This window comes from Georgenia sp. X1117, assembly GCF_057784635.1.
Genome location: NZ_CM173492.1, coordinates 2,573,895 through 2,587,645, shown reverse-complemented (window position 1 = coordinate 2,587,645; position 13,751 = coordinate 2,573,895). Strand labels below are relative to the sequence as shown.

At 71.6% G+C, this 13,751-nt stretch carries 16 protein-coding genes; 1 reads left to right on the top strand and 15 read right to left on the bottom strand.

Annotated elements, in window-relative coordinates; translation table 11 throughout:
* Window positions 1–12: 12 nt before the first annotated feature.
* The 10 genes from AC3D3D_RS11960 to cmtR all read right to left on the bottom strand — a co-directional run bounded on the left by AC3D3D_RS11960 (window position 13) and on the right by cmtR (window position 8,264).
* Entirely contained in the window at window positions 13–375 is a 363-nt protein-coding gene (locus tag AC3D3D_RS11960) for an NADH-quinone oxidoreductase subunit A (RefSeq protein WP_463661764.1), read from the bottom strand.
* A gap of 232 nt (window positions 376–607) precedes the next feature.
* Window positions 608–1,906: a geranylgeranyl reductase family protein gene (locus AC3D3D_RS11955; RefSeq protein WP_463661765.1), complete on the bottom strand. Its 1,299-nt coding sequence runs from the start codon at window positions 1,904–1,906 to the stop codon at window positions 608–610.
* 195 nt (window positions 1,907–2,101) lie between these two features.
* Window positions 2,102–2,878: an ABC transporter substrate-binding protein gene (locus AC3D3D_RS11950; RefSeq protein WP_488512645.1), complete on the bottom strand. Its 777-nt coding sequence runs from the start codon at window positions 2,876–2,878 to the stop codon at window positions 2,102–2,104.
* A 15-nt stretch (window positions 2,879–2,893) separates the two neighbouring features.
* The gene (locus AC3D3D_RS11945; protein ID WP_463661766.1) at window positions 2,894–3,061 is read right to left on the bottom strand and encodes a hypothetical protein; all 168 of its coding nucleotides are present in this window, start codon (window positions 3,059–3,061) and stop codon (window positions 2,894–2,896) included.
* A gap of 344 nt (window positions 3,062–3,405) precedes the next feature.
* A complete protein-coding gene (locus tag AC3D3D_RS11940) occupies window positions 3,406–4,101 on the bottom strand; it encodes a demethylmenaquinone methyltransferase (RefSeq protein ID WP_463661767.1) in 696 nt (231 codons plus the stop codon).
* A 116-nt stretch (window positions 4,102–4,217) separates the two neighbouring features.
* Complete coding sequence (locus AC3D3D_RS11935; protein ID WP_463661768.1) at window positions 4,218–5,756, bottom strand: S1C family serine protease; 1,539 nt, start codon at window positions 5,754–5,756, stop codon at window positions 4,218–4,220.
* A gap of 189 nt (window positions 5,757–5,945) precedes the next feature.
* On the bottom strand, window positions 5,946–6,386 hold the full coding sequence (locus AC3D3D_RS11930) for a YtoQ family protein (RefSeq protein ID WP_463661769.1): 441 nt from the start codon (window positions 6,384–6,386) through the stop codon (window positions 5,946–5,948).
* Window positions 6,387–6,608: 222 nt separating this feature from the next.
* Window positions 6,609–6,941, bottom strand: a complete 333-nt coding sequence (locus AC3D3D_RS11925) for a methyltransferase family protein (RefSeq protein ID WP_488512643.1) — start codon at window positions 6,939–6,941, stop codon at window positions 6,609–6,611.
* A gap of 280 nt (window positions 6,942–7,221) precedes the next feature.
* The gene (locus AC3D3D_RS11920; RefSeq protein ID WP_463661771.1) at window positions 7,222–7,905 is read right to left on the bottom strand and encodes a cation efflux transmembrane domain-containing protein; all 684 of its coding nucleotides are present in this window, start codon (window positions 7,903–7,905) and stop codon (window positions 7,222–7,224) included.
* Between the two features lie 2 nt (window positions 7,906–7,907).
* Entirely contained in the window at window positions 7,908–8,264 is a 357-nt protein-coding gene (gene cmtR / locus AC3D3D_RS11915; protein WP_463661772.1) for a Cd(II)/Pb(II)-sensing metalloregulatory transcriptional regulator CmtR, read from the bottom strand.
* Window positions 8,265–8,328: 64 nt separating this feature from the next.
* On the opposite strand from cmtR, the gene AC3D3D_RS11910 reads away from it, so the two are divergent.
* Complete coding sequence (locus AC3D3D_RS11910; protein WP_463661773.1) at window positions 8,329–8,715, top strand: TraR/DksA family transcriptional regulator; 387 nt, start codon at window positions 8,329–8,331, stop codon at window positions 8,713–8,715.
* A gap of 19 nt (window positions 8,716–8,734) precedes the next feature.
* Here the strand turns inward: AC3D3D_RS11910 and AC3D3D_RS11905 are convergent, their stop codons facing one another.
* The 5 genes from AC3D3D_RS11905 to AC3D3D_RS11885 form a co-directional block, all read right to left on the bottom strand.
* Window positions 8,735–9,925 carry an isochorismate synthase gene (locus AC3D3D_RS11905; RefSeq protein ID WP_488512642.1) on the bottom strand — a complete coding sequence of 397 codons (1,191 nt, stop codon included), beginning with the start codon at window positions 9,923–9,925 and terminating at the stop codon, window positions 8,735–8,737.
* 216 nt (window positions 9,926–10,141) lie between these two features.
* A complete protein-coding gene (locus tag AC3D3D_RS11900) occupies window positions 10,142–11,161 on the bottom strand; it encodes an ABC transporter substrate-binding protein (RefSeq protein WP_463661775.1) in 1,020 nt (339 codons plus the stop codon).
* A 28-nt stretch (window positions 11,162–11,189) separates the two neighbouring features.
* The gene (locus AC3D3D_RS11895) at window positions 11,190–12,104 is read right to left on the bottom strand and encodes an ABC transporter permease (RefSeq protein ID WP_463661776.1); all 915 of its coding nucleotides are present in this window, start codon (window positions 12,102–12,104) and stop codon (window positions 11,190–11,192) included.
* Window positions 12,101–12,841 (bottom strand): ABC transporter ATP-binding protein, encoded by a 741-nt coding sequence (locus tag AC3D3D_RS11890; RefSeq protein WP_463661863.1) that lies wholly within the window; start codon window positions 12,839–12,841, stop codon window positions 12,101–12,103. Before AC3D3D_RS11890 ends, AC3D3D_RS11895 begins: the two co-directional genes overlap by 4 nt.
* 35 nt (window positions 12,842–12,876) lie before the next feature.
* Entirely contained in the window at window positions 12,877–13,740 is an 864-nt protein-coding gene (locus AC3D3D_RS11885; protein ID WP_463661777.1) for an NAD-dependent epimerase/dehydratase family protein, read from the bottom strand.
* Window positions 13,741–13,751: the final 11 nt, after the last annotated feature.

Here is a 13,751-nt window from a genome sequence, read left to right as displayed (position 1 = left end):
AGCGCGCGCCGGTCAGTCCCACTCCAGGCCTCCGCGGCGCCACTCGTAGATGTAGGGCACGGTGATGAGGGCGATGAAGACGAGCATCGCGATCAGCCCGAAGGCGGCGAGCTCGGAGAACGTCACCGCCCAGGGGTAGAGGAAGACGACCTCGATGTCGAAGATGATGAAGGTCATCGCGATGAGGTAGTACTTCACCGGGAACCGGCCGGCCGAGGGTGCGCGCGGCGTCGGGTCGACGCCGCACTCGTAGTTGGCCACCTTGACGCGGTTGTACTTCTTGGGGCCGATGATCAGGCTGGCGCCGAGGCCGCCGAGGGCCATCGCGCCCGCCACCGCCATCATGATGAGCAACGGCACGTAGGGGTTGGTCATCTGTCCTCCGTCTGCATCCTCGGGGTGGACCTGCTGTCATAGCTGCGCGCGGCCCTGGTGCGCGCGATCCGTACCCGTCTCCCAGGGTAGACGTTCCCGCAGCCGGCTCCCGCCGCTTGGCGCTCCGCGCCCCGGGCGGTGGCGCCGCCCGGCGTGTCGGTGCCCGCCGTGGCGCGGCAGGCGGTGGGACGGAGGTCCCGCGTGCGGGGGCACGTCGTCGTGCGGGTGGTGGTCATGACGCCGGGGCCGCCTTGGCGAGCGCCGCGATGAGGCGGTCCATCCAGTCCCCGCCGCGGGTGTCGTAGCCGTCGGCCAGGAGCTTCATGACGAACTGCATGAGCACCGGGCGGGGCAGGCCGTACCTCACGCAGGCCCGCATGATCCGCGGGTGCGAGATGAGGTGGGCGAAGCCGCGGCCGAGGGTGAAATAGCCGCCGAGCTCCTCGGCCATGATGCGCGGGTAGGTGCGCAGGGCCTTGACGCGCTCGTAGTCCGAGGTGCGGGCGAGCGCCTGACCCATGACGTCGGCGGCGATGCGGCCCGACTGCAGGGCGTAGGCGATGCCCTCACCGTTGAACGGGGAGACCATGCCGCCGGCGTCGCCGACGAGCAGCAAACCGTCCTTGTAGTGCGGCTTGCGGTTGAAGGCCATCGGCAGGGCGGCGCTGCGCAGCTCGCCGACCTGGTTCTCCGGGGTGAAGCCCCACTCCTCGGGGACGTTGCGCATCCACGTGGCGAACAGGCCCTTGTAGTCCAGCTTGGTGGGGGTGGCCGTGGGCGAGAGCGTGCCGAGGCCGACGTTGGCGGTGCCGTCGCCGAGGGCGAAGATCCAGCCGTAGCCGGGCTGGAGGTTCGACTCCCCCGGCTTGCCGTCCCACAGCTCGAGGAAGGACTCCATCATCGGGTCGTCGTGCCGGGGCGTGCGGAAGTAGGTGCGGATCGCCACGCCCATGGGTCGGCCGGCGTCCTTCTCGATGCCCGTCGAGGTGGCCAGGCGGGCGGAGACGCCCCCTGCGTCGACGACGAGCGGGGCCCGGAAGGTGACCTCCTCGCCGGCGCGGCGGCCGCGCTCGTCGACGGGGCGGGCGGTGACGCCGACGACCCGACCGGTGCGCTCGTGGCGGACGGCGCCGGTCACGCTCATGCCCTCGCGCAGGTCGGCGCCGGAGGCCTGGGCGTGCCGCGCGAGGATCTCGTCGAGGCTGGAGCGGGCGCGGGCCAGGCCGTAGGACGGCATGGAGGCCAGCTCGGGCCAGGGGATCTCGATCCGGTGACCGGCGCCCGAGGTGCGCAGGCCGTGGTTGCGGATCCAGCCGTCCTCCTCGCGCGTGGGCACGCCCATGCGGATGAGCTCGGCGACCGCGCGGGGGGTGAGGCCGTCGCCGCAGACCTTGTCCCGGGGGAAGCTGCCTTTCTCCAGGACGATCACGCGGTGCCCCTGCTGGGCGAGGTAGTGCCCCACGCTCGCCCCGGCCGGACCGGCGCCGACGACGACGACGTCCGCGTCGTCGACGACTGGTGCGGCAGTCACGGTCAGGCTCCTCGGGGGTCGGTGGGGCGATCCGCCCGAAGAATCGTAGCCCGGTCCGCGGGGGCTCTCGACCGCAGGGGAGCCCGGCGGGGTGATGCTCGTCGCTCCCCGGACTTTCCGCGGATTTCCGGGACATTCACCGCACGTAAAGGGTGGGACGAAGGTCCCTGGCGGGGCACGCTGAGCGGTGCGGGATCAGCTCTCCCAGTCGGACAGATCCACCGGCTCGGAGACGAGCTCGTCGGCGAGTGCCAGGTCCGCGAACACCTGCAGCAGCTCGGTGTCGACCTCGGTCGCGAACTGCTCGATCCGGACGATCTCGACGATCTCGGGGTCGAGGTCGAGCACCGAGGGGACGGTGGCCCGCAGTCCCTCCTCATCGTCCTCGACCTGCGTCAGGACATCGTCGAGCGCAGCGGTGAACTGCTCGACGAGCTCGGGGTCCTGGTCCGCCGCGGCCACCATGACCATCGTCGAGACACCCGGGGCGAGCTCCTGGAAGTTCCAGGTGACCAGCTCCGCACCCTCCTGCTCGACGGTGGTGAGGAAGGGCTCGACGTTCCACATGGCGTCGACCTGGCCGGACTCGAGCGCTGCCGGCATGTCCGGATAGCCGAGCTCGACGAATTCGATCGCGTCGGGGTCTCCGCCGTGGCGGCGCACGACCTCGCGCACGGTCACGGTTCCCACGCTGTTGAGCGTGCTCACCGCCACGGACGCACCGGCAAGGTCCTCGGGAGACTCGATGCCGGACCCGGGCAGCGTGTAGACGCCGGTGATGTCGTCCCCCTCCGGGAGCGCGTTGACGAACCCGGAGGTCACCTGGATCGGGAGGCCCGCGTCGAGCGCGACCATCACCGAGACCGAGTTGCTCGTACCGAAGTCGTACTCGCCGGCCACGACCGAGGGGATGAGGGCGGCACCGGACTGGCTGGTCGCGAGCGTGACGTCGAGGCCATGCTCCTCGAAGATGCCCTCGTCGATCCCTCACTGGAGACCGGCGGTCGGGAGGATGGGCAGAGCCCCGACCGTGATGGGCGTGAGCCCGCCGTCGTCACCCGAGGCGCTCTCGTCGTCCGAGGCCCCACCGCAGGCGGCAAGGGTGACGAGGAGACCGGTGGATGTGGCGAGCGCGAGCGATCGGTGGTTCCGCATGTCTGCCGTTCCTCGATGTCGTGGAGTGATCGGGGGGCTGCTGTCGGCAACCGCCGGGAGGAGGTCGCTCAACAGTGAGCGCGGGTGAACCATGACAGACACGTGGCGGCGTGCGCGCATCTATCACACGTTGACCACCGCTAGTCATCACTTCTCGCGATCGCGGGACACGCAATCGTTGCAACGCACGAAACCGTCGCGCATCTGCACCGGACGTAGGGGCGGGCTGCGACGCGGTCACACCCTGGCCGATCGCGGAGCGCGGCGATCACCGGCCTCGGCTTCCGACTGCTCAACGATGCTCGTCGACACCGATCCTGTTGTCGGACAACCCGAGCCTGGGCTCAGGAGGGTCGGCGAGCCCGGTGCACGGCGACGATGCCACCCGAGAGGTTGCGGTGCTGGACGGCTCCCCAGCCGGCCGAGCGCAGGTCTCGTTCGACGCCCTCCTGGTCGGGCCAGTCCTCGATGGACTCCGCCAGGTAGCCGTAGGCGGGGTTGTTCGACGAGGACAGCCGGGCGATGCGGGGCAGCGCCTGGGTGAGGAAGAAGTGGTAGGTCGCCCGCCACGGCGCCCAGGTGGGCGTGGAGAACTCGGTGACCACGAGCCGGCCGCCGGGGCGGGTCACGCGCAGCATCTCGCGCAGCCCGGCCACGTGGTCGACGATGTTGCGCAGCCCGTAGGAGATCGTCACCGCGTCGAAGGAGGCGTCGGCGAAGGGCAGGCGGGTGGCGTCCCCGGCGACGAAGGCGAGGTCGGGGCGGCGGCGCTTGCCCACCGACATCATCCCGGTGGAGAAGTCGCACGCGACGACGTCGACGCCCTGGTCGGCGAGCTCCGCGGATGAGGTGCCGGTGCCCGCGGCGAGGTCGAGGACGCGGTCGCCGGGTCGGGCGTCGAGCGCGCGCCGGGAAGCGGCCCGCCAGATGCGGACCTGGCCGAAGGTGAGGACGTCGTTGGTCAGGTCGTAGCGCTGGGCGACGTCGTCGAACATCCCCGCGACCGCTCGGGGGTCCTTGTCCAGGCCGGCTCGGTTCATGGCCCCAGTGTCCCAGTGATGCGCCGCCGGTGCGGACGGCGCCCAGCGGGTCGTCGGCCGCGGGGCCCGGGCCGGACCGGGCCCGGCGGGTCCGCCCCCGCCGGGCCCTGCCGCGCTCAGCGCACCGCCCCGTCCGGTGTGGCGGCGAGGGTGACCTCGACGTCGTCGGTGGTGCCGTCGCGGACCACGCCGAGGGTGACCTGGTCACCGTCGACGTGCTCGCGCACGACGGCGGTCAGCGCCACCCCGGAGGAGACCGGGGCGCCGTCGATGCTCACCACGACGTCGCCCTCCCGCAGGCCGGCCTCCTCGGCGGGGGTGCCCTGCTCGACGCTGCCGACCAGGGCGCCGGACCGGGTGACGCCGTCGGCCTCCGCCTCGCCGTCGCCGATGCGGACCCCGAGGTAGGCGTGCGAGGCGGTGCCGTCGGTGATGAGCTCCTCTGCGACGCGGGCCGCGAGGTCGACGGGGATGGCGAAGCCGACGCCGATGCTGCCCGACTGCTCGCCGCCGCCGGACAGGGTGGCGATCGAACTCGTGATGCCGACGACCCGGCCCTCGGCTTCGAACAGGGGGCCGCCGGAGTTGCCGGGGTTGACGGCGGCGTCGACCTGGATGGCCGCGGTCACCGAGGCAGACGATCCGTCGACGCCGGAGGCGGTCACCGGGCGGTCCAGGGCGGAGACGATGCCGGTGGTGGCGGTGGACTGCAGGCCCAGCGGGTTGCCGACCGCGAGCACCGGGTCGCCGACCGTGAGGGTGGAGTCCGAGCCGAGCTCGGCCGGCTGGAGGTCGTCGGGGACGTCGGACAGGGCGAGGACCGCGAGGTCCGAGGCGGGGTCGCTGCCCACGATCTCCGCGGCGATCATGCGGCCGTCGGCCAGGGTGACGGTGACCTGGTCGGCGCCGTCGACGACGTGGGCGTTGGTCAGCACGTGCCCGTCGGTGTCGAGGACGACGCCCGAGCCGAGCCCCTCCCCCTGCCCGCCGGACACGGAGACGGCCACCACCGAGGGGGTGACGGCGTCGACGACCTCGCTCCAGCCGGTGACGTCGGTGGCCGACGCGTCGGAGGCCTGGACGACCTCGGCCGAGGCGTCGGTGGAGGAGACGGGCTGGTCGACGGTCGCGGTGGTGGCGGGGTCGCGGAAGGCCCCGGTCAGGGCGGCGGTGGTGCCGGCGGCGAGCACGGCGGCCAGGGAGGCCGCCAGCAGGGCGGTGCGGAAGCCGCCGCGGGGGTGCTCGGCGGTTGCGGTCGCGGCCCCGGGCACGGCCGGGTCGACGGCGGGCGCGGCTGTAGCGACGCCGGTCGGGGCGGTGCCGGTCGGGGCGGTGCCGGCGGCTGGTGGCCGTGCCGTGTGACCGGACGGGTGCGGGGTGAGGGCACCGGAGACCGTCGCGCCGAAGCCGCCCGGCACGGCCGTGCGGCCGTAGGGTCCCTGGGCGGCGGCGGGTGCCGGGTACCGCGGGCCGGTCGGCGGCCCGTAGGCCGACGGGTCCACCTGGGCCGACGGATAGGCCCGGTCGGACGGGTGGGCCTGGCCCGTGGGGTGGGCCTGGCCCGTCGGGTGCCACCGGTCCGACGGGTGGGTGGCGGCGTCGGAGTCCGGCCGGGCTCCGTCCGGGTGGTTGCGCTGGTCGGGATCGTGCGACATCTCGTGCTCCTCGTGGTCGACGTGACGACCACGAGGTAACCCCGCCCCGCTGGGTGCGTCGTCGATGCACGCTGGGATCCGTCTGTGGATCTTCGGCCGTTCCTGGGAACGGACTGGGAGCGGCGCGGACCGGACGGCATCGACCCCGGCGGAGCGCCGCCGATCCGTGTCGCCGGCTGGTGCCCGGACCTACCCCTCGAGCACGTAGCGCAGGGTCTCCACGACCTGGTCGGTGGTCGTGCACCAGGCCTGCGCCGCGGCGTCGACCTCCTTGAGCGCGTGGACGACGTCCTCGTCGTGCAGGGTGATGTAGGGCGTGCCGAGCGCGGCGCAGTAACCGGCGTCGAAGGCGGCGTTCCACTGCTTGTACCTGTCCCCGAACCGCACGACGACCAGGTCGCTCTGCTCGATGAGGGTGCGCGTGCGGATGGCGTTGACCTTCGCGGACTGGTGGTCGCGCCAGAACTGGCTCGGGGTCTCGCCGAGATGATCACCGGCCGCGTCGCTGGCGGGGTGGTCGGTCACCGGCGCGCTGAACGTGACGTCGAGCCCGGCGGCCTCCGCGCCCCGTCGGATCTCGTCACGCCACTCGGTGTGGATCTCGCCGGACAGGTAGACGGAGAAGGTCATGGCCGAAGACTCCTCGGGGTCGTGCGGTCGGGCGTGGCCCGCTCTCGGCCTCACCATGCCACCGGTCCGGCACGGCGTGCCAGCGCGGCCACGTCCGGCCGTGTGCGGAGGGAGGTGGGCGAAGACCCAGGCCCGGAGATCAGGTTGCCGGCGCACGGAACTGGACGCCCGGTTCCTCGACCAGCAGCTAGGCAGACGCCGATGTGTCGAGGGCGAACGGGGTCAACGCTCTCCCCGGAGGTCGCCGACGATCTCGGCGCTGGGGGTCGCGAGCGAGTGCCGGGGCAGATGGGAGAAACCTCCTCGGGTCACTGCGGGCCGGTGCAGCGCCAGGCCGTCAGAGGCCGCACCGGACAGTCGCGCCGAGAGACGGGGCACGAGCCAGCGCGGCGTCGCCCGGACGTAGGCGTCGTACTCGTCCCCGAACAGCGTCCGCAGCGCAACCTCCTCGGCGGGGATCTGGACACGGTCGATCACCGCCATGAACACACCTGCCGGCAGGACCGCCACCGGCGATCTCAGACTGAGCGCGTGAGCGAGAAGGACCCCAGCCATGCCGAGGTACATGGGATTACGGGTGAACCGGTTCGGGCCGGACGTGACCAACGTGCCGGCACCGAGGGCGACCGGGCTGACGGTCGTGCGTCGCCGCCGGAACTCCAGGAGCGGCCGGCCCACCAACCAGGCCGACGCCGCCAGCACGACCACAGCCCCGCCCTGCGATGCTCGTGCCGGAACGCGTCGCCGAGCGATCAGTCGCTGAGCGGCGAGCGCACCGGCCATGAGCACGACGGGCGGTATCCGGCGCGTCGTCGGAGTCTCCACGGCACCCCCGTCAGCGCGCACAGCAGCCGTCCACGGGCGAGTCGGTCACCTGATCGCCGGCCGGTACGGCTGCCGGGGCGGCGCAGCAGGCATCGCCCCGGCAGGCCTGGACGCCTTCCCGCACGGCGACGACGGCGATGACGAGTGCCGCCAGCGGGTCGGCCCAGGTCCAGCCGAGCAGGCTGTTGAGCAGCAGACCCACGAGCAGGGCCGCGCTGAGGTACGTGCAGATGAGGGTCTGCCGGGAGTCCGCCACCGCAGAGGCGGACCCGAGCTCGCGTCCGGTGCGGCGCTCGAACCAGCTGAGGAACGGCATGACGGCGAGGCTGAGCGCGGCAAGGGTGATGCCGACCGGCGAGTGCTCGGGGTCCCTCAGGCCGGCGAGCGAGAGCACGGAGTCCACCGTGACGTAGGCGGCCAGGGCGAAGAACGACACCGCGATGACCCGCAGCGCCACCTTCTCCCGCACCTGCGGGTCGGGGGCCGCGAACTGCCAGGCCACCGCCGCGGCGGACAGCACCTCGACGGTGGAGTCCAGCCCGAATCCGATGAGCGCCGAGGACGACGTGGCCCGCCCCGCCAGCAGCGCGACGACGGCCTCGATGACGTTCCAGGTGATCGTGATCGTGACGACGACCCTGATGCGCCGTCGCAGGACCTCGACGCGTGCCGGTGCCAGTGTCGTCGACGTCATCGTCACGCCTCGCGACGCTCGCAGCAGCCCGGCACCGTGCACGCCGGGTCCACGCAGGGCGCGCTCTCGTCGACGGCGAGCGTGACGTCCACCAGGGCGGTCAGCGCGGCGGAGATGTGCGGGTCGGCGATCTCGTAGCGGGTCTGCCGGCCCTCCGGCTCGGCGACCACGATGCCGCAGCCGCGCAGGCAGGTCAGGTGGTTCGACACGTTCGTCCGCGTGAGGTCGAGCTCTCGGGCGAGCCGGGCCGGGTAGCCGGGCGCCTGGAGGAGCGCGAGCAGGATGCGGGACCGGGTCGGGTCCGCCATGGCCCGGCCGAGGCGGTTCATCGCCTCCACCCGCGTGGCAATGGTCAGCATGTACTGACCATACAGCGATTGCTGACCTGTTTGAAGGCCAGGTTCACGGGTGCAGACTGTGCCGATGACCGAGACCTCGTCGTCGCGCCCCGCGGATCGCGGCGGTCCGGCCGCGGACGGGCTCGACGCTCGCCGCGCGGAGGCGGCAGCACGGCTCGCCGAGGTGGAGCAGGAGCTGGGCGCGCTGCGGAGCGCGCGCCGGGACGGGTCCGACGACGACGAGCACGACCCGGAGGGCGAGCCGTTGTCGACGCAGTGGTCGCGCCTCGAGGGCCTGCGCCGGATGCGGCTCGAGACGCTGGCGGTGATCGACGAGGCCCTCGCCCGCCGCGACCGGGGCGAGGGCGGGCGCTGCGCGGTCTGCGGGAACCCGATCCCGCCGGCCAGGCTCGCGGTCCGGCCGGAGGCGACCACCTGCGTCGGGTGCGCAGGCTCGACGAGAACGGCGTAGGTGGTGCTCCCAGCCAGGCTCAGTGACGCGCGGTGCGGCGCCGCGAGGCGCGGGCGGCCGCGAGTGCCTCGCGCATGGGGCGCAGCTTGCCCTCGGTCTCGGCCACCTCGTCGTCCGGGTCGGCGCCGGCCACGATGCCGCCGCCGGCGAAGAGCCGGATCGAGTCCCCCTCGACCTGACCGCAGCGCAGGGCCAGGCCGATCTCACCATCACCCGCTGAGTCGATCCAGCCCACCGGTCCGGCGTAGCGGCCGCGGTCGTGCGCCTCACGGCGGGAGATGATCGCCGTCGCCGCATCGCGGGGGGTGCCCGCGACAGCAGCCGTCGGATGGATGGCGGCGACGATGTCGAGCAGGCCAAGGCCCGAGCTGGAGCGCCCCGCGACGTCCGTGGCCAGGTGGTAGATGTTGGGCTGCTCAAGGACGAACGGCGCGGGATCCCCCACCTCGAGCTCGAGCACGGCGGCGAGCCCCTCCACGACGGAACGGGCTGCGTGCGCATGCTCCTCGGCGAACCGGCGGGAGGTCCTGATCTCGGCGACCAGGTCCGTGTCGGGTCGGCTCCCGCGCGGAAGCGAACCCGCGAGAACCCGCGACCGAACGCGCTCCCCCGTCCGGGCGGCGAGCAGCTCGGGTGTCGCCCCTACGAGGCCGTCGACGGCGAACGTCCAGGCACCCGGATAGGCCTCGGCAAGCAGTGCCGGGAGTCGGTCGAGGACCTCGGGCGACTCCTGTCGCACCAGTGCACGTGAGGTGACGACCTTGCGCACGTCCCCGCTGGCGATGTCCGTGAGCACGTGCTTCACGAGATCGACGTAGCGGGCCGCATTCACGCCTGGGTCGACGTCCGGGTCACCCACTCTGTCGACCGGCGCACCTGACCCCGACGGTTCGAGTTCGCGCGCAGCATGCACCGCTCCGGCACACTCGGCATCGGCGTCGAGAGCCTCGTCGACAGACCCCGGACGCACCGTCTGATGCCACGTTGCGGCGCCGTACCCGATGCGCACGACATCCGCCGGAATGTGAAGGACCGACGCGGTCGGTGAGCTGTCGGAGAACGTCGAGGCCACGAAGGCGACCGGAGTGTGGCCGCCGGACGCACGGACGTCGAGGGCCCGCCAGAGCCCCTCCAGCCGCGCAAGACGATCAGGGCCGGTAAGGCCGACCCGAAGTCCCCCGCGGGCCACGAGGCCTCGACCCTCGCGCATCCAGATCGCGGCATGCCGGACGTCCCCGGCTGCGAGCGCCTCCTCGAGCGGCGCACCACCGGTGCTGACCGGAGCGTCGATGGGCCTGTCATCCATGCGTGGTTCCCTCTCGCGTCACTTCTCGTTGCCCCGGTTCACTAGGGCCCGGGACGACCGGGACGGGCCGCTCGCACCCGCCCCGGTCGGTCCCGATCGGTCATTGCCGACCGACGGCAGCTACTCGGTCGGCGCGTTCTCCGCGAACCGGGTGTCCACGAGGTCCTCGAGAGGGACGTCGTCGTCAAAGTCGAACAGGCCCGCCGCACGGAACGCCTCCTGCTGGAGCTGGAGCTGCTCGGTCGCAGGCGCGAGGTCCGGCTCCCACACGTAGGACGGGTTGGCCTCCAGGACCTCGAGATCCTGGCCCGTGGCGTCGGCGAGGATCTGGAGGATCTCCGGGTCGTACGGGTCGTCCTGGAGGTCGAGGGAGCCGCGGACGAGCGCGTCGAAGAACGGCTGGGCGAGGTCCGAGTCGATGAACTCCTCGTTGTAGATGACACCGGAGGCGATGGTCCCGGCCGGGGGGAGGGCGAATTGCTCCGCGGTACCGTCCTCCTCCATCGCGGTGGTGAAGGGCGCTGGCGGCATCGCCGCATCCGCCTGGCCGTTCGCAAGGGCTCCCGCCATGTCACCGAAACCCACGTTGAGGACCTCGATGTCGTTGAGCGTGAGGTCGGCCTCGAGAAGCACCGCCGCGAACTGATACGCGCCGGCACCCCCGAGGCCACCCGACAGTGCGACGGTGCGTCCCTCAAGGTCGGCGATCTCGCTGATCTCGCCTGACTCGACGAGGTCGGAAGCCACCATGAGCGCGGTGGGCGAGTTGTCGGGCTCACCACCGCCACCACCCATGGAACCGACCACTCGGATCTCGAGGTCGTCGTTGACTGCGGAGAACAGGCCCGAGCCGAACCCCGCGATGAGGACGTCCGCCTGGCCGGCAGCGGTCAGCGGGATGGCGTCCTGCCCGGCCTGCACCGTGTCGAGCGACAGCTCGATGCCGGCCTCCTCGAAGTAACCACGTTCGTCCGCCACGTACAGGGGCGCGAACAGCGTCGAGGGCACGTGAATGACGTCGACCGTCTCAAGGCCCCCGGCATCGCCGTCGTCACCATCGTCGTCGGATCCACCGCACGCACCGAGCGTGAGGGCAAGTCCCGCCGCGGCTGCGGCGGCGATCCGGGTCTGTCGTCTCATCTTCTCTCCTTGTGGGTGAATGAACCGATCACCGGTTCGAGCGACGACTCCGTCGTCGTCCTGCGCCGTCGCGCCGCCATGGCACGGCGATTCGCTCGACGACGTTGACCACGAGGGTGACCAACGCGCCCAGCAGCGCCACGCTGACGAGACCGACGTACATCTTCTCCGGCTGGAACAGCTGCCACGAGTTCCAGATCAGGTAACCCAGACCGGAGTCCGAGGCTACGAACTCGACCGCGGTCACGATCACCACTCCGAGGCCGGCAGCCACCCGGAAGCCCGTGAATACCGATGGGAGGACGCCAGGCAGGATCACGTGCACGAGCCGTTTGGTACCCACGGCGCCGTAGGCGGTCGCCGCCTCCTGGACCTTGGCATCGAGCTGACGGATCCCACCCTGGGTGTTGATCTGGAGGACGAAGAACACCGTCACCGCGACCGCGATGATCCGGGAGGTGTCGTTGAGCCCGAAGATGAGGAACAGCAGGGGAAGGATCGCGATCTTCGGGAGTGCGTACAACGCCGAGAACAGGGGGCCGAATGCCGCGTTGGCCGCCCGAGACATCCCTAGCAGCATGCCGACGACCACGCCGAGGAGACCGCCGGCGATGTAGCCCGTGGCGAACCGGTAGACGGTGACGGAGATGTGATCGCCCAGCTCGCCCGAGGCGAGCATCTCCCATGTGCGACGGAACACCTCGCTCGGGGCCGAGAAGAGACGCGCATCGATCGCGCCCGTCCGCGCGCCCCACTCCCACAGCGCCAGCAGGATGATGGGCGTACCGATCGAGAGCACGAGGTCACGTGTACGCAGCCGCTTCGCACGGGCAGCCTCGGCCCGCGCGGCCTGCTCGACGACTGAGTCGTCGACACGTCGCTCATCGCCGGTCCCTCGGTGACCGTTGTCTGGTGCGGTCCTCCGCGTGGTCCCGGTGCTCATGCCCTGGCCCCCTCGCTCGCCATGACCTCGTCACGCAGGTCGTTCCAGATGCCGTAGCGCAGCTCGGCGAACTCTGCCGAGGCCTCGAGCCCCATCGTCCGGGGCCGCTCGAAGGGGACGGTGATCTCGCGGCGGATACGCCCGGGGCGGGCGGACATCATCACGACGCGGTCGCCGAGGAGGATGGATTCCTCGATGGAGTGCGTGACCAGGACGACCGTCTTGCGCTCCTTCTCCCACAGGTCGATGAGGAGCTCCTGCATGAGCTGGCGCGTCTGCGCGTCGAGGGCACCGAGCGGCTCGTCCATGAGGAGGAGGTCGGAACCCGTGGCGAAGGCACGGGCGATGGCGGTGCGCTGCCGCATGCCGCCGGAGAGGTTGTGCGGGTAGGCATCCTCGAAATCGCTCAGCCCGACGGCGTGGATCCACTCTCGGGCGGTGGCGATGCGGCTCGCCCGTCGCACGCCGTTCATACGCAGCCCGAAAGCCACGTTCTCGAGAACCGTGTACCAGGGGAAGACTCCGTGCTCCTGGAACACAAAGGCCGGTCTGTCGGACGTCGCGATGGCGACCTCGCCCGCGGTCGCAGTCTCGAGGCCGCCGATGATGCGCAGGAGCGTGGACTTGCCGCACCCGGACGGGCCGAGGATGCAGACGAACTCGCCTTCGTCGACGTTCAGGGCAACATGGTCGAGCGCCACTGTCGTGCCAGCGCCCGAGAAGAAGACCTTGGAGATGTCGCGCACCTGAATCGCGCTGGAGCCTGGGGAAGTCACTGGGCCTCCGGGTAGGTGGTTGAGCCGTGCGCGCGCGGCGGCTCCGGTGAGCAGAATTCTCCGCCAAGCAGATGGAGCCAGCCGGCGGACGGGTCGTGCTCGACGGGAGTCACGAGCACTCGGTCACGGTATTCCTCGGCGTCGTCCTGCGGCGTGAAACCGACGCGTGCGGCGGCAGCGTCGCTCACGTACCGACCGGAGTTCGCGGAGACCCCGAAGACAGTGGTGCAGCCGACAACCTGGGCACTGACCGACGCAAGCACGAGCCGGCCGGCGTCGGCGGGCGAGAGCCATGTCCTCAGATGACGCCGCGCGGTCGGCTCCGCCTGCCGGCTGGCGATGCGCAGGAGGACGACCTCAAGTCCCCACCGGTCCGCGTACAGCGAGCCGAGCGCCTCGACCGCTGCCTTCGAGGCCCCGTAGTAGGTGTTCGGACGGACGGCGGCATCGTCAGGAACTCGATCCTCCACCGGGACGCTGGTGAGGCCGATCCCGCGGGCCACCTCGGGGACCGGGACGAATCCGACGGCGTGGATCGAGCTGGCGAGGACGGCGCGATGGACGCCGGCGAAGCGGGCCGCCTCGAGCACTACCTGCGTGCCGCGCACGTTGACGTCCCACAACCGGTCGGGGTCGTCCTCGAGCGGGATGCCGGCGAGGTGGACGAGGGCATCGGCGCCCGCGAACGCCTCACGCATCGTCGCGAGGTCGGTGACATCGGCCCGGACCGGCAGAAGGCCGGGCCGTGGGTCCGGCGGCGCGAGATCGACAGCCACGACCTGGTGCCCCGCCTCGAGCAGGGCGGGCATGACGTCTGCGGCCAGGGAACCCCCGGCTCCTGTGAGGACGATGCGACTCACCGCCTGCCTCC